The 24,478-nt window shown below is 45.6% G+C and carries 25 protein-coding genes and 1 other RNA gene; 19 read left to right on the top strand and 7 right to left on the bottom strand.

The features are described from left to right. Window positions 1-201: 201 nt before the first annotated feature. The 3 genes from C170_RS11810 (at window position 202) to C170_RS11805 (ending at window position 1,832) form a co-directional block, all read left to right on the top strand. Complete coding sequence (locus tag C170_RS11810) at window positions 202-1,014, top strand: YesL family protein (protein WP_036609655.1); 813 nt, start codon at window positions 202-204, stop codon at window positions 1,012-1,014. 51 nt (window positions 1,015-1,065) lie between these two features. After that, a non-coding RNA gene (ssrS, locus tag C170_RS30415) (6S RNA) lies at window positions 1,066-1,257 on the top strand. Window positions 1,258-1,439: 182 nt separating this feature from the next. After that, on the top strand, window positions 1,440-1,832 hold the full coding sequence (locus tag C170_RS11805; protein WP_017689382.1) for a DUF1499 domain-containing protein: 393 nt from the start codon (window positions 1,440-1,442) through the stop codon (window positions 1,830-1,832). Between the two features lie 72 nt (window positions 1,833-1,904). Here the strand turns inward: C170_RS11805 and tpx are convergent, their stop codons facing one another. Continuing rightward, window positions 1,905-2,423 carry a thiol peroxidase gene (tpx, locus tag C170_RS11800; protein WP_036609653.1) on the bottom strand — a complete coding sequence of 173 codons (519 nt, stop codon included), beginning with the start codon at window positions 2,421-2,423 and terminating at the stop codon, window positions 1,905-1,907. A gap of 148 nt (window positions 2,424-2,571) precedes the next feature. On the opposite strand from tpx, the gene C170_RS11795 reads away from it, so the two are divergent. Together C170_RS11795 and C170_RS11790 are read left to right on the top strand one after the other, a co-directional pair. Further along, complete coding sequence (locus C170_RS11795; RefSeq protein WP_036609651.1) at window positions 2,572-3,198, top strand: rhomboid family intramembrane serine protease; 627 nt, start codon at window positions 2,572-2,574, stop codon at window positions 3,196-3,198. 69 nt (window positions 3,199-3,267) lie between these two features. After that, window positions 3,268-4,179 (top strand): LysR family transcriptional regulator, encoded by a 912-nt coding sequence (locus C170_RS11790; protein ID WP_036609648.1) that lies wholly within the window; start codon window positions 3,268-3,270, stop codon window positions 4,177-4,179. A gap of 37 nt (window positions 4,180-4,216) precedes the next feature. Here the strand turns inward: C170_RS11790 and C170_RS11785 are convergent, their stop codons facing one another. Continuing rightward, the gene (locus C170_RS11785) at window positions 4,217-4,897 is read right to left on the bottom strand and encodes a zinc metallopeptidase (protein ID WP_036609646.1); all 681 of its coding nucleotides are present in this window, start codon (window positions 4,895-4,897) and stop codon (window positions 4,217-4,219) included. Between the two features lie 28 nt (window positions 4,898-4,925). Further along, on the bottom strand, window positions 4,926-5,354 hold the full coding sequence (locus tag C170_RS11780; protein WP_017689377.1) for a MerR family transcriptional regulator: 429 nt from the start codon (window positions 5,352-5,354) through the stop codon (window positions 4,926-4,928). A 351-nt stretch (window positions 5,355-5,705) separates the two neighbouring features. Between C170_RS11780 and C170_RS11775 the strand changes: the two genes are divergently transcribed. Genes C170_RS11775 through C170_RS11765 form a run of 3 tightly spaced genes read left to right on the top strand, consistent with a single transcriptional unit; the run spans window position 5,706 to window position 8,967 of the window. Beyond that, window positions 5,706-7,106 (top strand): ammonium transporter, encoded by a 1,401-nt coding sequence (locus tag C170_RS11775; RefSeq protein WP_036609643.1) that lies wholly within the window; start codon window positions 5,706-5,708, stop codon window positions 7,104-7,106. 41 nt (window positions 7,107-7,147) lie between these two features. Beyond that, entirely contained in the window at window positions 7,148-8,233 is a 1,086-nt protein-coding gene (locus C170_RS11770) for a DUF294 nucleotidyltransferase-like domain-containing protein (RefSeq protein WP_036610937.1), read from the top strand. Beyond that, window positions 8,230-8,967 (top strand): exonuclease domain-containing protein, encoded by a 738-nt coding sequence (locus C170_RS11765; RefSeq protein ID WP_017689374.1) that lies wholly within the window; start codon window positions 8,230-8,232, stop codon window positions 8,965-8,967. The genes C170_RS11770 and C170_RS11765 overlap by 4 nt, the downstream gene beginning before the upstream one ends. Here the strand turns inward: C170_RS11765 and C170_RS11760 are convergent. Next, window positions 8,953-9,444, bottom strand: coding sequence for a Mov34/MPN/PAD-1 family protein (locus C170_RS11760; protein ID WP_051447132.1), 492 nt, complete (start codon window positions 9,442-9,444; stop codon window positions 8,953-8,955). The genes C170_RS11765 and C170_RS11760 overlap by 15 nt on opposite strands. 226 nt (window positions 9,445-9,670) lie before the next feature. Here C170_RS11760 and C170_RS11755 point away from each other — a divergent pair, with 226 nt between their 5' ends. Next, window positions 9,671-10,222 (top strand): TlpA family protein disulfide reductase, encoded by a 552-nt coding sequence (locus tag C170_RS11755; protein WP_036609642.1) that lies wholly within the window; start codon window positions 9,671-9,673, stop codon window positions 10,220-10,222. A 119-nt stretch (window positions 10,223-10,341) separates the two neighbouring features. Here C170_RS11755 and cimA read toward each other — a convergent pair whose 3' ends face one another. Then, complete coding sequence (gene cimA, locus C170_RS11750) at window positions 10,342-11,961, bottom strand: citramalate synthase (protein ID WP_036609641.1); 1,620 nt, start codon at window positions 11,959-11,961, stop codon at window positions 10,342-10,344. A gap of 530 nt (window positions 11,962-12,491) precedes the next feature. On the opposite strand from cimA, the gene C170_RS11745 reads away from it, so the two are divergent. From C170_RS11745 to C170_RS11735, 3 genes are all read left to right on the top strand, one after another. Further along, the gene (locus tag C170_RS11745) at window positions 12,492-13,793 is read left to right on the top strand and encodes a DNA polymerase IV (RefSeq protein ID WP_036609640.1); all 1,302 of its coding nucleotides are present in this window, start codon (window positions 12,492-12,494) and stop codon (window positions 13,791-13,793) included. A 116-nt stretch (window positions 13,794-13,909) separates the two neighbouring features. Further along, window positions 13,910-14,152, top strand: a complete 243-nt coding sequence (locus tag C170_RS11740) for a ferredoxin (RefSeq protein ID WP_017689369.1) — start codon at window positions 13,910-13,912, stop codon at window positions 14,150-14,152. 219 nt (window positions 14,153-14,371) lie between these two features. After that, complete coding sequence (locus C170_RS11735; RefSeq protein WP_036609638.1) at window positions 14,372-15,814, top strand: L,D-transpeptidase family protein; 1,443 nt, start codon at window positions 14,372-14,374, stop codon at window positions 15,812-15,814. A gap of 42 nt (window positions 15,815-15,856) precedes the next feature. Here the strand turns inward: C170_RS11735 and C170_RS31145 are convergent, their stop codons facing one another. Beyond that, entirely contained in the window at window positions 15,857-15,994 is a 138-nt protein-coding gene (locus C170_RS31145) for a hypothetical protein (protein ID WP_017689367.1), read from the bottom strand. Window positions 15,995-16,249: 255 nt separating this feature from the next. Here C170_RS31145 and C170_RS11730 point away from each other — a divergent pair, with 255 nt between their 5' ends. From C170_RS11730 to C170_RS11720, 3 genes are all read left to right on the top strand, one after another. Then, on the top strand, window positions 16,250-17,347 hold the full coding sequence (locus C170_RS11730) for a quinone-dependent dihydroorotate dehydrogenase (RefSeq protein WP_017689366.1): 1,098 nt from the start codon (window positions 16,250-16,252) through the stop codon (window positions 17,345-17,347). 135 nt (window positions 17,348-17,482) lie between these two features. Then, a complete protein-coding gene (locus C170_RS11725) occupies window positions 17,483-18,298 on the top strand; it encodes a GTP pyrophosphokinase (protein WP_036609636.1) in 816 nt (271 codons plus the stop codon). Then, complete coding sequence (locus tag C170_RS11720; protein WP_036609634.1) at window positions 18,285-18,767, top strand: DUF309 domain-containing protein; 483 nt, start codon at window positions 18,285-18,287, stop codon at window positions 18,765-18,767. The genes C170_RS11725 and C170_RS11720 overlap by 14 nt, the downstream gene beginning before the upstream one ends. A 222-nt stretch (window positions 18,768-18,989) precedes the next feature. Here the strand turns inward: C170_RS11720 and C170_RS11715 are convergent, their stop codons facing one another. Then, entirely contained in the window at window positions 18,990-19,538 is a 549-nt protein-coding gene (locus C170_RS11715) for a thioredoxin family protein (RefSeq protein ID WP_036609632.1), read from the bottom strand. A 221-nt stretch (window positions 19,539-19,759) separates the two neighbouring features. Here C170_RS11715 and C170_RS11710 point away from each other — a divergent pair, with 221 nt between their 5' ends. The 4 genes from C170_RS11710 (at window position 19,760) to C170_RS11695 (ending at window position 24,406) form a co-directional block, all read left to right on the top strand. Beyond that, window positions 19,760-21,454 (top strand): RsmB/NOP family class I SAM-dependent RNA methyltransferase, encoded by a 1,695-nt coding sequence (locus tag C170_RS11710; protein ID WP_036609630.1) that lies wholly within the window; start codon window positions 19,760-19,762, stop codon window positions 21,452-21,454. After that, a complete protein-coding gene (locus tag C170_RS11705; RefSeq protein ID WP_036609628.1) occupies window positions 21,451-22,197 on the top strand; it encodes a pseudouridine synthase in 747 nt (248 codons plus the stop codon). The genes C170_RS11710 and C170_RS11705 overlap by 4 nt, the downstream gene beginning before the upstream one ends. Before the next feature lie 267 nt (window positions 22,198-22,464). Further along, window positions 22,465-23,268: a Cof-type HAD-IIB family hydrolase gene (locus C170_RS11700; RefSeq protein WP_036610933.1), complete on the top strand. Its 804-nt coding sequence runs from the start codon at window positions 22,465-22,467 to the stop codon at window positions 23,266-23,268. Window positions 23,269-23,365: 97 nt separating this feature from the next. Beyond that, window positions 23,366-24,406, top strand: coding sequence for a hypothetical protein (locus C170_RS11695; RefSeq protein WP_036609625.1), 1,041 nt, complete (start codon window positions 23,366-23,368; stop codon window positions 24,404-24,406). Window positions 24,407-24,478: the final 72 nt, after the last annotated feature.

The raw sequence follows: 24,478 nt of genomic DNA, 5'->3' as shown, positions 1-24,478 counted from the left end.
AAAAATGGAGCGGGCAACTGCTCCATTTTTTTATTTTCAAAGTGACTGCATCATTTTATTTTACTATCATAAGCGGCCAGAAGCGCTAGCTAAGGACAATGACGATCTCTTTTCGGGAAGTACTGGCTTTTCCTATCTATAATAAGGTATATTAATATTAGACTTCAGGTAATTCGCAAGGCTGCAGAGGAGGAGAAATGTTTGGAATTTAAAGGAGCTATGGGTGGGATCTACCGGCTTACAGAGTGGATTACGAGACTGGCCGCAACCAATCTGTTGTGGGCTATTTGTTCGTCTCCGTTCTTGTTTTTCTTGATTATGAAACTGCTCGTGATGCAGCAGAACCTCGCAAACGAATCATTGCAAATGAACTGGGCTATAGCTATTGTGGCACCGCTTACACTGTTCCCGGCGACTTCGGCGCTGTTTACGGTTGTTCGTAAATGGAATATGGGCGATACGGATGTACCGATCTTCCGTACTTTCTTTGTAGGTTACAAGGAAAACTACAAGCAAAGTTTAATTGGGGGTATTTTTTACACACTGCTATTCGCGATTATGTATCTGGATTATACAGTGTACATGACTCAGTTCCGCAATATGCAGCTCGTGGGAATCATCATGTTAGTACTGCTTCTCTTGTTATTTGTATCACTCTTTAACTTTTTCTCGATGGTTGTACATTATCATATGTCCATCGGACTCATTATCAAAAACGCGGTATTGCTTACGCTGATCAGACCATTCCGTGTATTTTCCACATTGCTGGGAAGTGGATTGCTGTTCTACATCGGTTTCCGTTATCCGGTCTTGTTTGTTTTCTTCATTATCAGCATCATTGCTTGGTTCGCTTTCTTTAACTTCTACGCAACCTTCAACAAGATGCAGGAGCAGATGGAGAAGATGCAACTCAAGAAGGAAGAAGAGGAAGCTGCTGCGCTGGCTGAACAATCAGCAGAGAATGGTGAAACACCTGAGCCATCAGACGACAAAAACATTACATTGCAAAAATAAAACATGATGAATCGCCATTTACTTTTTACACAGTTAGGGATATAATAATTGTACATCCTGCGATGTACGTTTCGGTTATTCGTTGTTTTGAACCAATGATGATGTCTTCGGGAGATCAACACAGAATGTTGCTGAAAAGCCCTGTCTATACGACATGGGGACTTCAAAAAGCATTTTTGCGGTCACCCACCTGCCAAGCAGGTTCATAAGACAATGTAGCCGGACGGCATAGGCGGGTTCCTAAATCTTCATGTACAGCACCCTGACTTTTCCTCTACAAAAGGAATTTCAGGGTGTTTTTAAGTTGTGATGAATGTTTTTGATTGGTTTTATGATAAATATGATGCTTGCCCTTTTGTTACTACTTGAACAATGTTACACTAAGATACATAAATGGAACGGTTACAATCAAAGGAGGAAGGGTCTTGACCTTAAAGAGAACGCTCGTCGGTATCATCCGCAGCATGGAGGGGACCAGCGATCGAGCCAAGGATCCCAAATTAAAAACACGGTATTATAACTTATCCAAAGACAGAGCCTGGGAAGAGGTCTCTTCGACACTCAAAAAGATTCCGGGTTATAAAGTGCTGCATGAAGTGCCTTCTGTTGGAGAAGTTATTCTGGAGAAGCGGACTACCTTTGGACGGACGATGGATATTACAGTTTCCATTATCTCAGTAAGTCCTGTTCGCAGTGCGGTGGATATGTATTCAGCTTCACGTGGTTCACTTGGAGACTTGGGTTCCAATTATCGCACGATTATGAACTTATTCTCTGTACTGGATAAAAAGCTAAGCAAGTATAAAGCAAATGATTGAAATAGATGATAAATAACAAAAAGCGAGTGAAGGTTAACCTTCCTCGCTTTTGTTCTGAACGTATGATAACTTCTACAGCAAAGCTTTTACAGCAGCAATCGCTTGTTCGAAGTTAGGGGAGTCTGTCATTTCAGGCAAATACTCCACATATGTAATCCGGTCTTCGGCATCCAAAACAAAAATGGAGCGCATGTCGAGTTGGAATTCTTTGATCAGAACGCCGTAGTCTTCACCGAAAGAACGTGTTTTGTAGTCTGACAATGTAACTACGCGGTCAACACCAGCTGCTCCACACCAACGAGCCTGAGCAAACGGAAGGTCAACGCTTACTGTCAAGACAACAACATTGTCTCCGAGTTCTCCAGCTTCCACGTTGAAACGACGAGTTTGCGCATCGCATACGCCAGTATCCAGGGAAGGAACAACGCTGATTAATTTGATTTTGCCTGCGAAGTCTTTCAGGGAAGCATCCTCAACCAGGTTTTTGCTCAGTGTAAAATCAGGTGCTTGATCGCCCACTTTCAGTTCGGGTCCGATCAATGTAATAGGGTTGCCTTTAAATGTGGCTGCGCCTGTACGTTCTTGTGTCATAATAATGTTCCTCCTTATAAATTGGTGATCCGTGCCAAAATCCATTATAATCTTTTATGAAAGGCATTGTCCAATTCGGGCATGTACCATTACGATGGATCAGAGATGTGAGTCCGATCTGAACAGGGTGGAGTGAAAGAAGAAATTTATGATATTTATTCGCTATGAGAACTGGAAAGGTTATTTGAAGTATTTCCCTTTGACGTCGCTTTTTTTAATTGCCAATGTAGTCATGTTTATTGTGTTAACGGTGAACGGTGGATCAACGAACAACATGGTGCTGCTGAAATTCGGGGCACTTACGAATCATGAACTGTTCGCGCATGAATGGTGGCGTTACATTACATCCATGTTCCTGCATGCGGGCTTCAGTCATTTATTGTTTAACAGCTTTGCGTTAATCGTATTTGCTCCACCGATGGAGCGGTTGCTCGGGTCGGTAAGGTATGGTGTATTGTACCTGGGTGGCGGTGTATTGGGTAATATTCTTGCTGTTGCGTGGTACAACTCGGTTGGGAGTATTACCATCTCGGTAGGTGCTTCAGGAGCGATCTATGCCGTCTATGGTGCATTCCTGTATGTAGCGCTGTTCCAGCGAACGATGATGGACGAGGCTTCGCGCAAAACGATGTACACATTGCTTTTGTTCGGGATCATATTCTCCTTCGCCATGTCAGGCATCAACTGGATGGCTCACCTTGGTGGATTGTTGGGTGGATTCTTTATTTACGGACTGTTGATCAGATTGTGGAAACCCCGCAGCTTAAAGCGGTAGTCAGAACGTTCTCAAGATGGAATACAGTCAAGGATAAGTAGGGTATAACAGATTGGAGCGATCAGGCGAGTGGAATTAAGACAGTTGCATTACTTTTTGAAAGTGGCACAGAAGGAACATGTAACACAGGCTGCTGAAGAGTTGCATGTGGCACAGTCGGCGGTGAGTCGTCAGATTCATCAGCTGGAAGAAGAACTGGGCGTGGACCTTTTTATGCAAAAGGGACGAAACCTGCAGTTGACTGCAGTGGGGCAGCTTTTTTGCAAACGAATTGAAGGTATCTTGAAAGATTTGGACAAGGCAGTCGGGGAAGTTCATGAGTTTCTGGACCCGGAGCATGGAGAGATTCGAATTGGGTTTCCGCATAGCCTGGGGATTCATCTCATTCCTTCCGTGGTGGCTGCTTTCCGTCAGCGCTACCCTAACGTGAAATTCAGATTCAAGCAGGGGATGTTCCCTACACTGATTCGGGATGTGTTATCGGGAGAGGTAGACTTGGCATTCATTTCTCCTTTTCCAGAGAAGCATGATCAAGTAGATGGCGATATTGTACTCACGGAAGAATTACATGCCATCCTTCCTCCCAATCACCCGTTAGCTGGTGAAGAGACAATTGCGCTTGAACAACTCAAGGATGATAAATTTGTATTGTTTAGCAAAGGTTATTCTCTTCGTCCTATTGTGTGGCATGCCTGTCTGGAAGCTGGTTTTACACCCAAGATCGCTTTTGAAGGGGAAGAGACCGACACCATCCGCGGATTGGTCGCTGCGGGCATGGGGGTCAGTCTGCTGCCTGAGATGGCGTTATTCCAGACGAACCCTTTGCAACCGGCACATGTGGCTATCTCTCATCCAAAAGTAACGCGAACTATCGGGTTAATTCATCGTGCGCATGATAAACTGCCGCTGGTTGCTCAGTCCTTTCGTTCATTCTTGCTTGATTATTTCGGTTTACAACAAAACAATACCCCATCCGATTAACGGTGGGGTATTGTTTTTTGTTGTATTAGGTATCCAATTAATCGCGGCTGTTGAAGATTCCGATGTAACGAATCAACTCAAGCAGTGAGATCAACGCTGCAGCAACGTAAGTCAAGGCTGCGGCATTCAGAACTTTTGCAACACCTTTTTCTTCTTCATTACGGATGTACCCTTCGGATACCATAATCTCTCTGGCGCGATTACTTGCATTGAACTCAACCGGTAAAGTAATGAGTTGGAATGCTACAGTTACGGAGAAGAAGATGATACCGATACCTACAAGGTTCATGGCGTTGAAGATGAATCCTGCAATTAACAGGAATGGGGCTAATCCGGATGCAAAGTTCACAATTGGGAAGATCCGGTGACGCAGTGCCAGCATCGGATAACTTTCTTTATGCTGAATGGCGTGGCCAACTTCGTGACACGCTACCGAAACAGCTGAGATTGAGTTTTCGTAATATACTGGTTCTGATAAACGTACAACCCGATTGATTGGATCATAGTGATCAGAGAGTGTACCGCGTACAGGTTCAATTGGAACATCATGCAGGCCGTTAGCATCAAGCATCTGGCGAGCGGCATCATAACCAGTCATTCCGTTCTGGTTCGGTACCTCCGACCAACGTCTAAACGTACCTTTAACGCGAAATTGCGCCCATAAAGAGAGCAAAAAGGCGATAATGATCAATACGAACATACCGTTATTAAAACTCATATTCATTCCTCCGCTTTCTATGAATAAGCTACATCATGGTGTTCTCAAGCAAGATTTTTAGTGCCTCCATTGTACCGGCACTTTTGGTGAGGAGTCCTGCCATCATTTTACGTGCTTGTACAGGTTTCATCTCTCCAAGTAGCGGTTTGAGTTCGTTAACCTCTCGCTCAAGTTGTTGTACGTGAAGTTCCAATGTTGTCAATTTACTGGCAACTTGTTCTTCTGTACTAACCAGACGCCACTTCTCAAGAGATTGTTTAATCTCGTCGAGACTATACTTCTCTTGTTTCATCTGTACAATACGTTCAAGCCTCGTTAAAGTTTCATTACTATAGAGACGATAATTTTTTTGTGTACGTTCTTCGGGAGCGATTAGTCCAAGCTTTGTGTAATAATCAATCGTCCGTTCACTAACACCAGCGGTCTTGGCAAGTTCGCCAATCCGAAAAAGTTTCATATCCCCAATGATATTCACCTCGCTTGCAAGTTCAAATGTAGGGAATTGTAGTTTCCACTTGTGAATTTCTAGACTACGCCCAATTTTCTTACTAATAAGTATGATACATGATCTTTAACCGTACAGTCAAACGTTATGCTTTGACAATCAGCATGCTGCATTTCTATATCTATGTACTCATAGAATGTGATTATGTACTTAAGTGCAAGAAAAAGACGTAAGACTTTATTCCCAGAAATAATTTTCAGTTTTGATGAAAATACTCTTGTCAACTTTCCTCTCTTCTGCTTATAATGACATTAAGAGTTTCACGTTATGTGAAGAAACTTAACATAAGAGGGAGTGGGGTATATGAGAAAGAAATGGTTGGTTTCCATGTTAGTAATGCTTACTTTGTTCGCTTTTCCGGTTAGCGCATTTGCGGCTGCGGAGGGTCCGACTAACATTGAACTTCAAAGTGGTTTGAACTCAGCCTTTACGTTTCTGGCTGTTGTACTCGTGTTCTTGATGCAAGGGGGATTTGCTTTACTTGAAGCGGGTTCAACACGAATGAAGAATGCAGGACACATTGCGGGTAAGACCATCCTGACATTGGGAATTTCAGTTATTGCCTTCTGGGCTTTGGGTTTCGGTCTTGGTTTCGGTAATGGTAACAGCTTCTTTGGAACAACAGGATTTTTCCTGAGCGGTGACAAGATGGCTGCTTCCTTCGAATCACTGGCTTTCTCCGATGTTCCACTGACTATTAAATTCGTTTTCCACCTCGCTTTTGCGGCGGTATCTCTGGCCATTGCCTGCGGTGGTATGGCTGAACGTGCAAAAATGAGCGTATATATTGTATTCGGTACACTTTATACCATTATCATGTATCCGGTTGTTGCTCACTGGGTATGGGGCGGCGGCTGGTTGGCTGAGCTGGGTATGCAAGACTTTGCAGGATCGACGGTTGTTCACTTGACTGGTGCGACTGCAGCATTGGTAGCGACGATCTTGTTGAAACCACGTATTGGTAAATATAACAAAGACGGCAAACCTAACATCATTCCAGGTCACAACCAAGTGTATTCCGTACTCGGGGTTATTATCCTCTGGATCGGTTGGTTCGGATTCAACCCAGGTAGTACATTGTCTGCCATGGGAGATGGATTCTTCGGTTATGTTGCATTAACTACTAACGTAGCTGCTGCAGCCGGTGGTGTTGCTGCGCTGTTGATCTCATGGGCAGTACTTGGGAAGTCTGATATTCCTAGCATGTTAAACGGTGTGCTTGCGGCACTCGTTGCGATTACAGGAGCATGTGCATTCGTTGAACCTTGGGCAGCCCTGGTTATCGGTGCTCTGGCGGGTATCATCACATTCTTCACAGCACAGTACTTCGATCGTAAAGGAATTGACGATCCAATCTACGCTTTCTCCGTACATGGTATTGCTGGTATGTGGGGTGCGATCTCCACAGGTTTGTTCGCTACTCCTGAACTTGCCGAGAATGCTGGTGTAGGTCAAGCGGGTCTGTTCTATGGCGGTGGATTCCACCAATTGGGCGTACAGCTTCTCGGTCTGGCAGGTGCTTTTGCCTTCGTACTGGTAATGTCCTTCATTATTCTGGGCGGAATGAAAGCGATCATGGGCATCCGTGTTACTGAAGAAGAAGAAACAATGGGTCTGGATATCAGTGAGCACGGTACTTACGGATACCCTGAACAAATGAAAAATGTAGATTCTAAATCCAATGGTGGTACGTTCAGCTCCTGAGGTGAATGATGCTGAATCATGCTTCAAGGAGGCTGGACATGATGGAACCCATCTCGTATACAAACTATTCCTGGTCTTATCAGGGAATCGATGGTGCGGTGTCTTCTCAAGAACTGCGCCAGGCACGTGTAATATTACAGAACGAGCTCCAGGAATTGTTGTCCGCTTCCTTGTCGCCGATCGAGTGGTACCAAACGGTAAATGAACTGCATGACCGGATTGCACGGAAAGCAGTAGAGTTATGCATTCAGGGGATGGTTGAGGAAGGCTTCGGCCAACCTCCCGTCCCCTATGCCTTTATCGTATTTGGCAGTTCCGGCAGGGAAGAAGCAACGTTATGGAGTGATCAGGATAATGGCATGATCATTAGCGATACTCCACAAGAAGGTAAAGAGGAATATTTTGCTCAGCTCGGACTGCGAATGACGGATATGTTAGAAGAGCTTGGTTACGCCAAGTGCGAAGGCAAAGTCATGTGCTCTGAGCCACTCTGGAGAAAAACGCTGGCGTCATGGAAGCAACAATTAGCAGATTGGAGCTCGGATCTGAATTGGGAGCCCGTTCGTAATCTGATTATTGCTTCAGACATGCGTTTTGTTGCAGGTGAGCAAAGTCTGGCGGAGGAATGGATCACGAGTTTTTATGAACAGTTCAGACTGGTTCCTGAACTTTCGGATGCAGTTCTTCGCAATACGGTTAAACATAAAGCTACATTAAATGTACTCGGACGTGTGGTCACAGAACGATTTGGTGAACATGCAGGCGGATTTGATGTCAAGTATGGTTTGTACATTCCGCTGGTGAACAGTGCACGTTATTTGGCTTTGCAACATGGGATCAAGGAGTCATCTACGTTAAAAAGAATGGAGAGACTGAGTTCACTTGAAGCTGTTCCATTTACATTACTGGATGCATGCCAGCGGGCCTTCTTAGCCGCTTTGAAATTTCGCAGAAGTACACCGGTTGTCATCCAAGGGGATTTGCAACATAGCAGTGGGTTTCTGGATGAGAAACAGATGAAACAAAAACAGATTCATTATGAGCTCAGGGATACGCTCGGGTTGGTACGACGAGTGCATCGTGCTTTGCAAAGACAGTTGCGTTTTGCAGAAAGGAGACGTCTATGAGAGAGCCGGCAAGGGGCAATACAGGATTCTGGAATTCGCTGCGTCAGGGAGGGGTTCCTTCCGCCATCGCTTCCATTATGGGAGCCCCTACGGCGCAACACATGGCGTTTATCCGCTCTATGATGAGAGAACAGCGCAGACCTGAGGTTCTGCATACACCTCTAAATGAGCTGGACGCAGTTGTATTTGATCTGGAAACGACGGGATTTTCGCCCCAGCACGGGGATGAGATTATCTCATTTGGTGCGGTACGTATACATGGAGGTGTGGTACTGGAAGGAGAACAGTTTTATACGGTGGTGCAGTCCAAGACCGCAGTTCCGGAACATATTACTGAACTTACAGGTATTACACAGGAGATGACGTTGGACGCACCGACTTTGCTGGAAGGGCTGCATGATTTCATGTCTTTTGTAGGTGGAAATGTTCTGATTGCACACGCAAGTGCGCATGACCGAGCTTTTCTGAATGCAGCTCTGTGGCGGACTTCAAAGGTAAGGCTGACACATCGTTTAATCGATACGATGATGTTGGCCCGCTGGCTTGAACCAAGCAGGCCGGGGTATGGTTTGGATGAATTGCTGGAATCCAGAGGGATTCCGATCTATGGACGTCACCATGCACTGGAAGATTCAAAAATGACTGCACAGTTATGGTCCTGCTACTTGGAGGACATGACTCGTAAAAATGTGGAGACTTTGGGTGATTTGTATACCCAGCTAAGTCACGCATAACGGAACGGGAAGCAGATTGTATGAAGGCACAACGTGTTGTGCCGGATCCTGCGATTCCTTCGAAGATTCAATCCGATAACCGTTCAGATGCATATGAGATCGCGACCCGCTTGTAAGGTGGGGTGAGCCGATGAGGTACATCTGAAGCAAACCGGCGAAGGCCGGAAGAGCTTGCAAGTCCTCTAAGGAAGGAACAGGCCTGGTCTGGGGATGAGAATGGAAGATACCGATGAGCTTGGGCTCGGAGAATACGCACCGAATCCATTCGGCATCGTCCAGAGTAAAATGGTGCAGCGGGTCAGGTGCTACGTTACGAATGGGCTGAAACCGACTGATTCGTATACCGCCCGCTGCGGTTTCACCCAGCATAACCCCGCAGGCTTCTTGTGGTAGCGAAAGGAACATGTGCTTTGACATCTCTTGTTCTACGGAAGAAGGGATGTAGAAGGCGTTTTGCTGCCCGTGAAGTGCTGCCATTTGTATTCACCCCTCTCTCTTTGGCTCCTGCTATGGCAGGAGTCCTTTTTCATTTTATTTTCTGTGATGCGGATTGTAAAATTTTAAAGGAAAAGGGTACAATAATAAAGAGAACATTTGGGAATCATGTTCTGGTGAACTATAATAGAGCGTGATAAACACTTAGCATGTGCAGAAATTACGGTTTCAGTTTCAATATGCTAATTATATAAAAGGGTGGCGGGTTATGAAACGAAACATATACATACTCCTTGGTGTTGTCTTGCTGGTTGGTATTGCACTGGCCCAGAATGCGGGTGACGGCATTGCAGCCGTCTTTAAGCAGGAAGAACCCATGCCTACAGAGACGGGACCTCGTGCGGGTCTCCTGGCGCCTGCTTTTTCTCTGACAGCAATGGATGGGAAGACGTACAGTGTGGGCGGTGCCAAAGATAAGGCCACGTTTGTCAGTTTCTGGGCATCCTGGTGTGAGCCGTGTAAGCAGGAAGCTCCAGAGCTGAACAGAATGTCTGCGAAATACAAGGATAAGCTTGACATGTATGGGGTTAATGTAACGTCATACGATAAACTCAAGGATGCCAAAGCTTTTGTGGATGAGTACCAACTGACATTCCCTATTCCCTTGGATGAGAAGGGGACTGTGTATGCTCAATACAATGGGGTGGCTTTTCCAACGAATGTTCTGATTGACTCCAGAGGAGTTATACAGGAGATTGTTCTGGGCATATTACCCGAGAAAGAGTTGGAACGTAAGATTAAAAAGTTAATTGCGAATTAATTTTCATGTAAACAAAGAAGCCTTTGCATCCATGAATCATGGGTACAGAGGCTTCTTTATATTTTCCGGGAAATAAGCGTTAAGAGGTTGTTCAAAAAACGCTTTTTTGAACATGCACTTTAGTGGTTGCTTATCCCATGAGCAGGAATAGGGAGTGTACCCGGCTCATCCTGCAATTTTTCTTGAAGTAACGCGTAGCGGAAACTGTGCACGAGAGCTTCCCAACTTGCTTCAATCACGTTCTCGGATACACCAACAGTGTTCCATGTGTTTTCGGTGTTTTTGGATTCGATCAGTACACGCACTTTGGCAGCTGTGGCATCCTTCTCATCCAGTACACGTACTTTGTAGTCTGACAGGTGCATGTTGGCAAGTGAAGGGAAGTATTGTACCAACGCTTTCCGAAGCGCGTTATCGAGTGCATTAACCGGACCGTTTCCTTCAGCAGCGGTATAGACACTTGTTCCAGCCACATTAAGTTTGACAAAAGCTTCAGAAACAACGGATTTTCCTGCCGTTTTCTCTACAAGCATTTTGAATGATTCGAAAGTGAACAATTCTTTCATGTCACCATTCGCTTCACGAATTAACAATTCGAGCGAGGCATCTGCACCTTCGAACTGGTAACCCTGATGCTCCAGATCTTTGATTTTCTCAATAATCTGACGTGAATTGGCACTGCTTGGATCGAACTCAAGACCCAATTCCTGTGCTTTGGACACAATGTTGCTCTGTCCAGCAAGCTCTGAAACCAGCACACGCTGTTTGTTGCCGACCAGTTCAGGCACGATGTGTTCATAAGTACGGGAATCTCGCAGGATGGCAGAGACGTGAATGCCACCTTTGTGAGCAAAAGCAGCATTACCAACATAAGGTTGATTAATTGGCATATTCACATTAGCAATTTCGCTGACATAACGAGCCACGTTTGTAAGTTGTCTCATTGAATCTTCCGTAACACATTCATAGCCAAGCTTCAGTTGCAAATTCGGAATGATGGACGCCAGATTGGCGTTACCGCAACGCTCTCCATAACCGTTCATCGTTCCTTGAACCTGACGGGCTCCAGCTTGTACAGCGCTGAGTGTGTTGGCCACAGCCAGTTCACAATCATTATGTGTATGGATCCCGAGATGTGCGTGAGGCAGGCTTCTATGCAGTGTGGATACGATCTCGTGTACCTCGTTTGGCATCGTCCCGCCGTTGGTATCACACATAACGAGCCAGTCCGCTCCAGCTTCGTGGGCCTTGGTCAAGACCGCTTGAGCATACTCTGGATTATGTTTGAATCCGTCAAAGAAGTGTTCTGCATCAAAGATCACTTCCATACCATTCTGTTTCAGATAGGCGATGGAATCATAGATCATGGACAAGTTTTCTTCCAATGTAGTCTGCAAAGCGGTATGCACATGGAAGTCCCATGATTTACCGACCAAAGTTGCAGCCTGAGCACCAGATTCGATTATGCGCTTCAGGTTGGCGTCTTCACTAGCAACGCTGCCTTTTCGGCGGGTACTGCCAAAAGCAACAACCTTTGCGTTCAGGTTCAATTCCTTGACTCTTTTGAAAAACTCAATGTCCTTGGTGTTGCTGCCGGGAATTCCGCCTTCAATATAATGGACACCCAGGTCATCAAGCTTCTTGGCAATTTTGAGTTTGTCGTCTGCCGATAAGCTGACACCCTCCCCTTGTGTGCCGTCACGTAAAGTCGTATCGAAGATGGAAATGGCCTTTGACATGAAGATCCTCCTTTGAGATAAAGCGCTCTTTTAAAAGTTTGGATTGTAAGTTAGGAAAAGCTGTTAAGTACGTTAGTGGACGAATCCTTCGATTCGGCAACGCTACACTGTGTTAAACTGGGTGCGCTGATTTGTCCTAAAGTCGTCAATTTGTATAATTAATTATTATAGCACCATTATAGCCAAATGCTACATAGAAATCGCAGTTTCAAGTAACAATTAACGGATTTTAGAGAAAAAAGAAGGATGTTAATCATAATCCGGATGTATGTTATAATCTATTATTGAGTTTTAATTGGAATATATTGAAGAAAAGGAGGGGCGATTTTGACTTTTTTATGGGAAAATACGATTATTGCTCTGATCACTTTGATACTTTTTGTGAGTGTAGGCTGGTTAATTATTCGGTCTCTGATCAGATCTCGCAGAAAATAAATGCTCATGACTGAATTAACATAACGGGTTTGATATACTATAGAAGAAAGAAATTCGTTTCATTAATTAGTGTGCAAGAAAGGGCGGGGTTCATGATGTCTTCAGACGGCAATCCTCCAGCAAATGTGGATCAATATTACCCTGCAGCCGGACGGGTGATTCTGCATGTCGATATGAATGCTTTCTACTGCTCTGTACATGAAGCCGAGGAACCAGATTTATATAGAGGAAAAGCAACGGCCGTTGCGGGCAGCAGTGAACTGCGAAAGGGTGTAATTGTAACCTGCTCATATGCCGCTCGTAATCGAGGCATCTCAACAGGTATGGTTGTCCACCAAGCCATGAAAAAGTGTCCTGATCTCATTGTGATTCGTCCTGATTTCCATTTATATCGTCAATATTCAAGAGCGTTCATGCAGATTGCGTATAGTTATACCCCTCAACTTGAGGCGACATCCATTGATGAATGTTATCTTGATATTACAGGTTCAAGGCAATTCGGGAATCCAATGGAGATTGCGGAGAGTATTCAGCGTAGAATCAAGGATGAATTGGGGCTGCCATGTTCCATTGGCATTGCACCCAACAAATTACTGGCGAAAATGGCTTCGGATCTGAAAAAACCGAACGGTATCTCCATTTTACGCATGAGGGATGTACCCCGGATTCTTTGGCACAGACCATGCAACGAGATGTTTGGCATTGGCAAAAAAACGGCCGAAAAGTTGAAAAAACTGGGCATTGAAACGATTGGTCAATTGGCCAAGTCGGATGAGAACATGTTGACCGAACTATTTGGAGTTAATGGAGCATGGCTCAAAAATTCCGCAAATGGCATTAACCATTCCGCAGTTCACGCGGAACGTGAGGCCAATAAATCCATTGGGCATACAACCACTTTACCGGCGGATGTATCGGATATGAATGAGATTCATCGGGTGTTCCTCAATATAAGTGACCAGGTAGCCAGAAGGTTGCGCAAGCACGAAATGTTCAGCCAGGGTATTCAGATTACAATCCGGACACCGGATATGAAGACAATCACCCGATCACGTCTAATGGAAGTTCCTACGGAGGATGCAACGGTCATTTACCGTGAGGCCTGTAAACTATTTGATAAGCATTGGGGTAGTGGCAAACCTGTACGCATGCTGGGTGTGACACTTCAAAACCTGATTCCAAGAGAAGAATCCGCTGTACAGATGGACTTGTTCGAATATGAGCAGAAGCCCAAGAAGGACAATCTGATTCGGATTATGGATCAGTTACGTGATAAATTTGGTGAGAATGCTGTTGTGACCGCAGGCATGCTTGGAGACGATCCTTCCGTGATGCTTCGTAATCATAAAGTGCGCGGTACTTCCCTGCAAAAAGATAACTTGCAAAGTCTTGATTAAATAAGGGATAATAGAGACTTGTGGTTGCAAAATGTTTGTAATTATCCTTACTTTGTATTAATATGTTTCTAGATAAAAACACTGTACGTTTTGAATTTTAGGAGGAGAGAATGTAAATGAGTAAATATACTTGGGTTGAAAAAGACACATGTATCGCATGTGGCGCTTGTGGAGCAACAGCTCCAGACATCTACGATTATGATGATGAAGGTTTGGCTGAAGTTATCTTTGACGGCGATGCTAACCATGGTGTCAAGGCTATTCCAGACGACTTGTTTGACGATATGCAGGATGCATGCGATGGCTGCCCTACAGATTCAATCAAAGTAGCGGACGAGCCTTTCAATAAAGAAGGCTAAGTATTTCTCACATGAACATAGAGCACTTTCTTTTGTCTTAACGACAAAGGAAGGTGCTTTTTTTGCATTCATTTAACTGTGATTATCTGACTATGGATCAAGGACGAACATTGTCGAACCCCCTTTTTTTCCACCGGGTACTCAAGTCCTATGGATTCAACGCCTGGTTATGCCGATATATAATGATATACGGAAAAAGGCGAAATAGTGGAGGATCGGATGCAAAATACTCATCTAAGAACATATGTCAAGAAACATCCCGAGAATAAAATGGCTTGGTACTTGCTCGGAAAGGAGTACTTGGGCGAAGGACAGGAGGCCAAAGCCAATTATTGTTTTCAGCAAGCGGGCGAGGTTTATGAGGCATTTGAACGCAGTAAAGCTCCTGCGGACATCTGGGTAGACTATCAGGATAAACTGGTGGAAATGTCTGAGCAAAAAGAGAAAAAACAACGTAGACGCAAAATGTGGCTTACGTTGCTCATGCTGCTTGTGCTGGCGGGTCTGCCACCTGCGGACGCTCCGGGTTTCAGTCGGGAAGCGGCCGACGCACTGTCAGCAGCACTGGAATCCACAGATGACATCGAAGCGCCTGTAGAAGCGGATAAACAGGTTGGAACTGCATCCATTGCGCCAAGCAATGTGTTCACTGCTGCGGCATTTGGTGGAGGTAATCATGGCGAGGCTGCGCTCGCAGCTGCCTGGTCCGGGTCTGGCCCAAAAGTAGAGACCTCTGCTGTACTGGGTATGCAAACCTCAGATGACTGGTCTTTATGGAAGCGAAATATGCCTGTGAAATACATAGTACAAACCAATACAAGCGGGAAATTAACTGCACAGAGTTATGATGCCAAGCAATGTAACTGTGAACCTCCTGAAATTACACCGAAAATTAAAAAGATGGCCTTGGCGTGGACCGCCAAGCAGGAAGCAGCTGCATCATTATCAAGTGCAATCGTTGCCTATCGCAAAAAAAATGACGCTTGGCCCAAGAGTGTAACGCAAATGGCTCAGCCATTTCCGAACAATATTCTGGGAGAGACTGCGTCAGGGATGACCGAGATGTTTCCGAAGCTGCTAGCTTTGCATCAAGGAAAGGTACAGGAAGGAAAGAACGATTCGAGTGGTAAAGAGAATGGTTCAACGACTTCGAATTCGTCTCAAAGCAAAAATGCCGCTTTTGCAGATACGCTGGGAGGTCTGCCTTTTTTGCAGGAACCGCTGGAGATTGTCATTGATAAGGATAAACATAAACTTGCATTAATCAGTGGGGATACCATTATTCGTATGTATGATGTGGGACTTGGCGGTGATCGAACACCGGAGGGTTCATTTGTCATTACAGATAAAGTGGTCAATCCGAATGGGCGCTCGAACGGGGAGTTCGGAAGCAGAGGTATGCAGCTCTCGAATACGAATTATGCCATCCACGGGACCAACGAGCCAGACAGTATCGGACTGGATGAGTCCCTTGGATGTGTGAGAATGCGCACAGGAGATGTAGAAGAGTTATTCGCTCTTGCTCCGCAAGGCACTCCGGTACGCATTGGAGAAGATGTACTGCCAGATCTGACGCTTGTTCCAGAAGCAAAGCAGCGTTATCAGCATACGCTTGTTCCAAAGCAGAATAATCCGAACAAAACGTATCACTGGCTGAATTGATCTGTTTGATATGTAGAATCAGATGGATTCAGCCTGAATCATCTACATGTTGGCAATAATGATAAGAGCACCAATGATGATGATCAAGCCGCCTACACTGGCTGCTGTCCATGCAATGGCTTTGCGATTCACTTCTTCTTTCTTTTGCTGTAATGCAGGTGGTTTACGTTTGGGAGCCATGAGTTATTCCTCCTTATTTGGAATAGAACTGGTGTAGAGTAACCATGCTCTCATTGTAAAGAATTCAACTCGTCATTTCCAGTGGGCGGGTGGATTTCTTGTGAGCATTTTGTATTATTCGATTTGTGCTGTCTATGCGCAAACTACTTTCCTTTTTAATAAGAAACAGATAAACTTGTGAGTAGAGTGTTTTTTTACATATGAAAAGACGGACAACGGCTTTTTGGCGTACCGGACCAGAACGGAGTGAGTGATTTGTTATACAGAAGTCTTGCTAAACCTTTGTTGTTCAAAATGGACCCTGAACAGGCCCATCATCTGATTATTGGCGGCCTTAGTGGCGTGGGTAGCATCCGTCCGGTTCCTTCCGGACTGCGTGTGATGTACGGCGTTCGGGAAACGTCTGATCTGGCTGTTGACATGTTTGGGTGTCATTTCCCTACACCTGTTGGTCTGGCTGCGGGTCTGGACAAAAACGGGCAGGCCGTAACGGGCTTTTCTTCCATCGGATTTGGATTCATGGAAGTGGGAACCGTGACACCACTTGCACAACCAGGTAACGATCAACCACGGCTGTTCCGTTTGCCTCCAGATGAGGCGTTGGTGAACCGAATGGGCTTTAACAATCTTGGTGCGGAAGCCATGGCAGGTGAATTGGCACGTCTACAGGATCGGCGTATTCCAGTGGCTGTTAACATCGGCAAGAATAAGGCAACTTCTAATGAGGAAGCTCACTTGGACTATTCGAAGTGCATTCAGGCACTATACGATTATGCTGATCTGTTCGTGGTTAATATCAGTTCACCAAATACACCGGATTTGCGTAATCTGCAACATGGGAATGAATTGAAGGAACTGCTCGCTGCGGTTATGAACGAGATGAACGTGCAGCATGCACGAGCGGGCGGAGCGACCAAATCCGTTCTGGTGAAGATTGCACCGGATGTGAATGATCAGGAACTTGAATATATGGTTCGCACAATTGCAGACAGCGGTGTTGCTGGTATTATTGCAACGAACACAACCATCAGTCGTACAGGACTTTCCCACCAACATGCGAAGGAAACAGGCGGTCTGAGCGGTAAACCTCTACGTGATCGTTCGACGGAGATTATTCGCCAGATCTATCGCCAGACCGAAGGCAAACTTCCGATTATCGGTTCAGGTGGCATTTTCACAAGTGAGGATGCATACGAGAAAATTAAAGCCGGAGCAAGCTTGGTCGAAATATATACAGCATTGATCTATGAAGGACCTGAGGTGAATCGGCGCATTCATGCCGGACTGCGTGAGTTGCTGCGCAAGGACGGTTATCGTCATATCTCCGAAGCGGTTGGTGCGGAGCATCGTTAAGAAGGAATGTGAATCCCCGGAATGAAAATATAGAAGCATGGGAAGAGCGTAAAATGGTTCGGGACTCTTCCCCCCACCAAACATCATGTATAATGGAATAGAACAGGGGACGCTATAGAGACAGGAGGCATAAGCATGGACGGTAGAGACTGGGGTACATTTTTACTTCCTTATGAACAAGCGGTAGAGGAATTGAAAGTCAAGTTTAAGACAATGCGAGCGGAACTGAAGAAACGGGAAGAGTATGCCCCGATTGAATTCGTTACCGGTCGTGTCAAAAAAATATCCAGTATTCTGGAGAAATCCAGACGACTGAATGTGTCGCTTGATGACGTGGAAACAGGCATTGAGGATATTGCAGGTATCCGCATTATGTGCCAGTTCGTGGATGATATCCGTCGGGTTGCCGAGTATATTCGAGGTCGTAAGGATCTCACGGTACTCATTGAGAAAGATTACATTACGAATTTCAAAGAGAGCGGCTATCGTAGCTTCCATATGATTATTGAGTATCCCGTTCAGACGGCTCTGGGACAAAAGAAAGTTTTGGCCGAGATACAGATCCGGACACTTGCCATGAACTTCTGGGCTACCATTGAACATTCGCTGAGTTACAAGTTTCGGGAAGGGTTACCTGATGAGATGAGAACCAGGCTGAAAAAAACGGCTGAGGCCGCGTTTATACTGGACAACGAGATGTCTGCTATTCGTCTACAGATTTTGGAGGCGCAGAAGGCATTTGAGGATGATTCCAATATCGTGTCAAGAACATTGAATATCATTCATCAATTATACTTCTACCACCTTGTCAGTGAAGCAATTGAAGCACAGAAGCGATTTAACGATTACTGGGAACGGCATGATATGGAAGGGCTCAAAGACTTGCTGGATGACGTGAAGAAACTTCTGAACAACGCCAGAAAGGGCGAAAACCCGGATGAGCATCTATGAGCCACTGTACGTTGACTATTTAATCTACTTCAATCGGGATCAGGATTATTTCGAGTGCCATGAGGTGTTGGAAGAATTGTGGCTTGAACGTAACCGGGATTCTCTCTATAAAGGGTTGTTGCAAATTGCAGTTGGTTTATACCACTTCAGGAATGGCAATCTCCGCGGAGGAACGATGATGTTACAGAGCTCACTTGATCTTCTGGAACCTTATCCTGCTACGACTCTGGGCATTGAGCTTGGGATTTTGGTACAGGAAGTAAAGGCAATCGTGAAGCAACTGTCTGAGCCTGACGCTCAGTCTGTGACTTATAGGGATTTGTCCATACGAATTGTTGATGAGGTCTTAGAACAAGAGATATCTAGAAGATCGCTTGAGCTAAAACCAAATATTCCGCAGCGCCGGAGTCCTACCAGAGGGCGAATATACGAAGAGAAGATGAAGGCGATGGATCAGAGTAAAAGTTGAACCGTAATCAGCGTTAACATTCAAATGAGCATCCCATGGATATGAAGTTCCATGTATATGAAACACCCCGACGATTCCTGTAAAGGGAACGATCGGGGTGTTTTTGAATGTTGCCTCATATTCAGATGAATGATTGCAGGTGGCACAGCCTGTCCTTCAACAGAACAGTGTCTGGTGATACAAGAGCCTGTTTGTAGATACTTGTGGAAACGGATCTATCAGTTAGCTTGCCGAAGGAGCGGCACTGCCTTTATATTTTTGGAAAAATTGTTTGTAATCATCCAGTGTGTAGCCTTGGTCACTGCCATTCTCTTTCAGTCCACCAACCATACGGTCTTTCTCGACACCAGCCTCATAATAGACGAGTGTAGGCGTGAACTCGATATTGTAATCGGTCCATCCTGCTTCGAATTCACGCAGATTGAACTGCGGAAGCTCAATACCTTCACTGTCAACCAGCGGCATCAACTGAGGTGTTGTTGCACGGCAGTGCGAGCAATCGGAAGCAAAGAAATAAACAAAAAAGCTGTCTTTGTTATCGATTTTGGCTTTGAGATCAGTGGGTACAATAATTTGTTGATAGTTGGGATCACTAAGTAGCTCCCGTGTAGCTGGATTAAGCTTGGAAGCAGCGATGCCATAAGCATTTTCCACTGAATCCATCTGTTTCTTGGATTGCTGGTCTACGACAACCAGTGCTGCAATCATAATGATTAAAATACCCAGGAAAATAAGGATCGCAGCACTTTTCTTTTTCTTCTTGGATTTCATTGGACATCCCCCATCGATCATATCGAAATATAGTTTGGGCAAAAATAAAGGTTGGGATAATATGCATAAACACCCGAATTTTTGCTCAGGAATCAATCTACTTGCCATTATACTACATTACACGCTGTAGTGGAATAGATACGATATGATAGGAAAGCAAAGCTTGGATATGATAAAATAAAACGATATTGCAATCTTACCAAGACAGGATGAGTGGGAATATGGGTGTAAAGTTACCTTTGATATTTGCTGAGCGAATGAAAAGTTTGCTGGGTGATGAGTTTGAACAATTTATGAAATCTTATGAACAGTCTCCTCATGCGGGACTGAGAGTGAATACGCTAAAAATATCGATGGAACAATTCGATGAGATTGCTCCGTTTGATCTAAGACCTATTCCGTGGTGTGAGACAGGATTCTATGTACCTCATGGTGTTAAACCGGGGCTGCACCCTTATTATCATGCAGGCCTGTATTATATACAGGAACCAAGTGCAATGGCTCCAGTTGAATTATTGCAGGTGGAACCTGGAGATCGTGTGCTTGATCTGTGTGCTGCTCCGGGAGGGAAAACCACACAGATTGCTGCAAAGCTACAAGGCAAGGGTGTACTTGTGACGAACGATATCCATGCTGAACGCACAAAAGCGCTAGCCAAGAACGTGGAATTGTACGGGGTGCGTAACGCGGTTGTATTGAATGAGTCGCCAGAGCGGATCGCAAATGCATTTCCTCATTATTTTGACAAAGTATTAATTGATGCGCCTTGCTCAGGTGAAGGCATGTTCCGCAAGGATGAAGACATGGTGAAATCGTGGGAACATCATTCGGTGGATAAATGTGTGCTCATGCAGCGGGATATCTTGGAGACTGCGGCACGATTGCTGGCCCCGGGAGGAACCATCGTATATTCTACATGTACCTTTGCGCCGGAGGAAAATGAAGCGATGATTGCGGAGTTCCTGAATGTAAACCGTGATTTCGTAGTAATGGACATTCCTGAAGAGACAGGGTTTGCTCCAGGACGTCCGGAATGGGTACGTCAGATGATGCCGGAGAAGGCAGAAGAGACGGAAGCTGTACTGGATCAAACGCGTGGCACCGCAAGATTGTGGCCTCACCTTTTGGAAGGAGAGGGACATTATGTCGCTGTGTTGCAGCATTGTGCAGGGCAAGAATTAGAAACAGATCAACCTGGAGTAGTTAAAGAAGGAGCAATGGAGTATGGACAGGTCGTGGATGTGTCCAGGATTGAAGCAGAGGGGAACAAGGATCACTCTATTGCTGCTTCTTCAATTGCTATGACCAAGGCTGATCGTAAAAAGGAACGTTTATTGCGAATCGAATCCCGAGAGTCCCATGACAGACAGGCTGGCGGCAAGAATTCGGGTAAACAGGGCAAAAAAGGTAAAGATCACGGTGGTCGTAAATCGGAACGGGGTCATGGACGCGGAGCTGATTCGGCAAGTATTGATCCGGTTGCGATCTACAGTCAGTTTATGAAAGAACAATTGGAGATTGAGTTAACTGGAGAGACGGTATGTTATGGAGATCGGGTGTATCAATCATCGGTTGGTGCAGCTCGATTGGAGGGACTGAAAGTCATTCGTCCAGGCTGGTTTATGGGAACGATCAAGAATGGACGATTTGTTCCGTCCCATCCGCTTGCGTGTGCTCTGAATGCATCTGAAGCACGGCGAAGCGTAAATCTGTCATCCGCTGATGGCGAAGCCGTGAGATACCTCAAGGGCGAAACGTTAAATATTGAAGAAGAACGAGTGGTGCTCAAGGCGGATACGTTTGCCAAAGGGTACGTTCTTGTATGTGTAGATGGTTATGCCGCTGGCTGGGGAAAATGGCTGGATGGTGTACTGAAGAATGAATATCCGGCAGGCTGGAGGTGGACATCGGTATGAGTGGAAAAGGCAAACAAACGTTGCGTCTGGACAAAATATTAAGCCATATGGGTGTGGGAACACGAAGTGAACTCAAAAAGATGGTGAAACAAGGCAGAATCCATGTGGACGGCAAAGCGGTGAAAGACAGTGGTGTACAGGTGAATCCCGAGGTCAACGTCATTGAAGCTGATGGGGAGCGGATTGTGTATCGGGAGATGATCTATCTGATGCTGCATAAACCTCCGGGTGTTGTGTCTGCTACCGAGGATAACAGAGATAAGACGGTACTGGATCTGCTGCGCAAAGAGGATCGGGTGTTCAATCCTTTTCCTGTGGGACGACTGGATAAGGATACGGAGGGACTGCTCATTCTTACGAATGACGGTCCACTTGCCCATGATCTGTTATCTCCACGCAAGCATGTGCCCAAAACCTATGAAGCCCGTGTGCTGGGAAACGTGGATGAAGCGGATGTGCAACGTTTCAAGGCGGGCATTCAATTGGATGACGGGTACGAGACATTACCTGCTCAGCTGACTATACTCGGTCAGGAAGAGACGGAAGAAGGCACGATCTCGTCGATCTCGCTTATTATTCACGAAGGGAAGTTTCACCAAGTGAAACGTATGTTTCAGGCGGTAGGCAAGCGTGTGGTCTATCTGAAACGCGTAGCGATGGGTGAGCTGGAACTAGCTTCCGATCTTGCTATCGGAAGCTATCGTGAACTAACCGCAGATGAGTTGAGCCTTCTGCGGAAGTAAAAGCTCCCGATCTTCACGAAGTGAAGCAGGGAGCCGGGCAGAGAGCAAAGCCCTGCCCGTAATGGTCCCGGTTAAGCTTGGGTGGGACCCCCGCTGACCAGCGGTGTGCCCGGCAACAAGCGTTCCTACAACAACCGTGACATAGCAAGACCCGACCTAACACCGGTGAGCAAGACGGGAGTCCAGAGGGCAGAGCCCTCTGGGGCCCTCCCTCGGAAGGGAGGGTTTGGGTGGGTGCGACTACTAACAGATGAGGATGAAGCCAGAATGACTTATAAATTAATTGCACTTGATGTAGATGGAACATTGCTGAATGATCATCATGAACTTACCGAATGGACTCAGGAGACCTTGATCCAAGCTTCCCGTCAGGGAGCAGAGATTGTCCTGTGTTCAGGTAGAGGTCCTGCCAACACGATTCCTTTTATGGAGCAGATGGGACTGGATGGATATGTGATTACGCATAACGGCGCCGTTACCGCGCAAGTCGATACCTGTGAGGTAGTTCATCATTTTGCATTAGATGGACAAGGACTGGAGCCGATTATATCTTACTGTCGAACCAATGGAGTACATTTTGACATCAATACAGCATTTGGTCTGTATGTGGATCAACCGGAAGGTTTGGGGTTGCAGGTGCGTGAGATGTATTACAACTTTATGGCCGAGCCGCTGAAGTTACCCAAGTGGGTTGACATGACAGAACCGCTGGCGAAGTTCACTGCATTTGGTCCGATTGAACAGATGGATGCAGTACTTCAGGAATGGTCTACCTGGAATCTGCCTTATTATATGACACGGAGTGGTGACTTTTTTATTGATCTGATGCATCCCGAAGCGTCCAAAGGCGATGCACTTAAAAGGCTTGCTGAATCGAAAGGAATCATGCCTTCGGAGATTATGGCGATTGGTAACTACTTCAATGATATTACGATGCTGACCTTTGCGGGCAAAGGCATTGCCATGGATAACTCACCGGACGAGGTGAAAGCTGCTGCGGACGAGGTTACACGCTCCAATAACGAGCAGGGTGTGGCACACGCAATCCAAAAATATGTGTTATCCGTCTAACCCTACATCTTATACTTAAAATGCACGCTTTCCTCATAATCTACCGTCCTCAGGGGCATCCTAAGAGAATAACGTTAGGAATGGAGGAGGACACGTGATGAATTATGATGTGGAATTGGTTGCAGACCTGCGGACATCAGGTGGAGAAGTACAGGACGTGATGGTCAATGGTCAATATGCAGGCTCACTGTTCCTTGTGTATAGAGAAGGAGATCGTTTATCAGGTAGTCTTCAGATCGAGCAGGAGTCTCTGCCAGATGATACAGAGCAACGTATCGTGGAAAAAGTGCATGCCTATGTCCGATCTCTTGCAGATGCGTTGGAAGCTGCGTATTATGAAGTGCTGGTTAGTTGTGGCTCATTACATACGGTTCTGCATATGCCTGAGTCAGAGACAGTGTGGCCGTCTGAAGAGATGAATCATGACGAAGGCAGCTATGACGATATAGGTAGCAGTGGAAGTAAGGTAATCCCTGTTTCACAAGCCGAATCGTTTACATATGAAGATCGGGATCAGGTTCTGGAGATGGAAATGGTAAGTGCAGGACGCAGCATATCGACTTATATTTTCAATGATGTCGAAGGGCAGGAACTAGCAGAAGCTTCCTTAAAACAATATGGCGCTGATGTACAAGGTGAAATACACTGGTATGACGAGCCGGAAGAGAATCAATTGGAAGCTGCGGCAGAGTTGCTGGTCAGAGAGCTGGATGAAGATATCATCGATACGATTACAATCCGCATGTGGCATCAGGGCAACGAACTCGAAACGTTAGAGTGGGTACATCGCGATTTCTCCGAGGAATTTGAGGATACCGATGAATCGGATTTGGATGAGCTGGAAGCTGCTGAAGAAACATGTTATGTCATGCTGAAGCGTAAGGATCGGGAGTTCCGGGTATATGAGCTGTTTCTTCAGGAGCGAGGTGGATTGCCTGTGGGAACAGCAACAATAGACACTTCTCATTCCGATCTGACGGGATACATTGATTACGAGGTTCCTGGTACCAGCATTCAGCGAAAGAGCCTGGTCGAAGTGTTGATGCAGGAGTTGGACAAGGAAATGGAGTTTGACACCTTGCACCTGACGATGTTGTATCGAAATCAGATTATTGATGAAGCCAGAATAGATGGGTAAAGGGCAACCGCCTTTTACCTTTTTTTGTTCTCATTTTGACGAAAAATCCATTTCCCGGTATAGTACCATTAG

This window comes from Paenibacillus sp. FSL H7-689, from assembly GCF_000517905.1.
In the GTDB taxonomy this organism is placed as follows: domain Bacteria; phylum Bacillota; class Bacilli; order Paenibacillales; family Paenibacillaceae; genus Paenibacillus; species Paenibacillus amylolyticus.
Note: the sequence above shows the minus strand (reverse complement) of the source record. Positions and strands in the feature narration are given on the sequence as shown.

Excerpts from the sequence above, each read along its gene's own strand:
- C170_RS11700 (WP_036610933.1), top strand. The coding sequence starts at position 22,465 with ATGACTTATAAATTAATTGCACTTGATGTAGATGGAACATTGCTGAAT.
- C170_RS11720 (WP_036609634.1), top strand. The coding sequence starts at position 18,285 with ATGAGCATCTATGAGCCACTGTACGTTGACTATTTAATCTACTTCAAT.
- C170_RS11695 (WP_036609625.1), top strand. The coding sequence starts at position 23,366 with ATGAATTATGATGTGGAATTGGTTGCAGACCTGCGGACATCAGGTGGA.
- C170_RS11710 (WP_036609630.1), top strand. The coding sequence starts at position 19,760 with ATGGGTGTAAAGTTACCTTTGATATTTGCTGAGCGAATGAAAAGTTTG.
- C170_RS11755 (WP_036609642.1), top strand. The coding sequence starts at position 9,671 with ATGAAACGAAACATATACATACTCCTTGGTGTTGTCTTGCTGGTTGGT.
- C170_RS11770 (WP_036610937.1), top strand. The coding sequence starts at position 7,148 with ATGGAACCCATCTCGTATACAAACTATTCCTGGTCTTATCAGGGAATC.
- C170_RS11765 (WP_017689374.1), top strand. The coding sequence starts at position 8,230 with ATGAGAGAGCCGGCAAGGGGCAATACAGGATTCTGGAATTCGCTGCGT.
- C170_RS11735 (WP_036609638.1), top strand. The coding sequence starts at position 14,372 with ATGCAAAATACTCATCTAAGAACATATGTCAAGAAACATCCCGAGAAT.
- C170_RS11745 (WP_036609640.1), top strand. The coding sequence starts at position 12,492 with ATGTCTTCAGACGGCAATCCTCCAGCAAATGTGGATCAATATTACCCT.
- C170_RS31145 (WP_017689367.1), bottom strand. The coding sequence starts at position 15,994 with ATGGCTCCCAAACGTAAACCACCTGCATTACAGCAAAAGAAAGAAGAA.
- C170_RS11705 (WP_036609628.1), top strand. The coding sequence starts at position 21,451 with ATGAGTGGAAAAGGCAAACAAACGTTGCGTCTGGACAAAATATTAAGC.
- C170_RS11780 (WP_017689377.1), bottom strand. The coding sequence starts at position 5,354 with ATGAAACTTTTTCGGATTGGCGAACTTGCCAAGACCGCTGGTGTTAGT.
- C170_RS11795 (WP_036609651.1), top strand. The coding sequence starts at position 2,572 with ATGATATTTATTCGCTATGAGAACTGGAAAGGTTATTTGAAGTATTTC.
- C170_RS11775 (WP_036609643.1), top strand. The coding sequence starts at position 5,706 with ATGAGAAAGAAATGGTTGGTTTCCATGTTAGTAATGCTTACTTTGTTC.
- C170_RS11785 (WP_036609646.1), bottom strand. The coding sequence starts at position 4,897 with ATGAGTTTTAATAACGGTATGTTCGTATTGATCATTATCGCCTTTTTG.
- tpx (WP_036609653.1), bottom strand. The coding sequence starts at position 2,423 with ATGACACAAGAACGTACAGGCGCAGCCACATTTAAAGGCAACCCTATT.
- C170_RS11740 (WP_017689369.1), top strand. The coding sequence starts at position 13,910 with ATGAGTAAATATACTTGGGTTGAAAAAGACACATGTATCGCATGTGGC.
- cimA (WP_036609641.1), bottom strand. The coding sequence starts at position 11,961 with ATGTCAAAGGCCATTTCCATCTTCGATACGACTTTACGTGACGGCACA.
- C170_RS11725 (WP_036609636.1), top strand. The coding sequence starts at position 17,483 with ATGGACGGTAGAGACTGGGGTACATTTTTACTTCCTTATGAACAAGCG.
- C170_RS11715 (WP_036609632.1), bottom strand. The coding sequence starts at position 19,538 with ATGAAATCCAAGAAGAAAAAGAAAAGTGCTGCGATCCTTATTTTCCTG.
- C170_RS11760 (WP_051447132.1), bottom strand. The coding sequence starts at position 9,444 with ATGGCAGCACTTCACGGGCAGCAAAACGCCTTCTACATCCCTTCTTCC.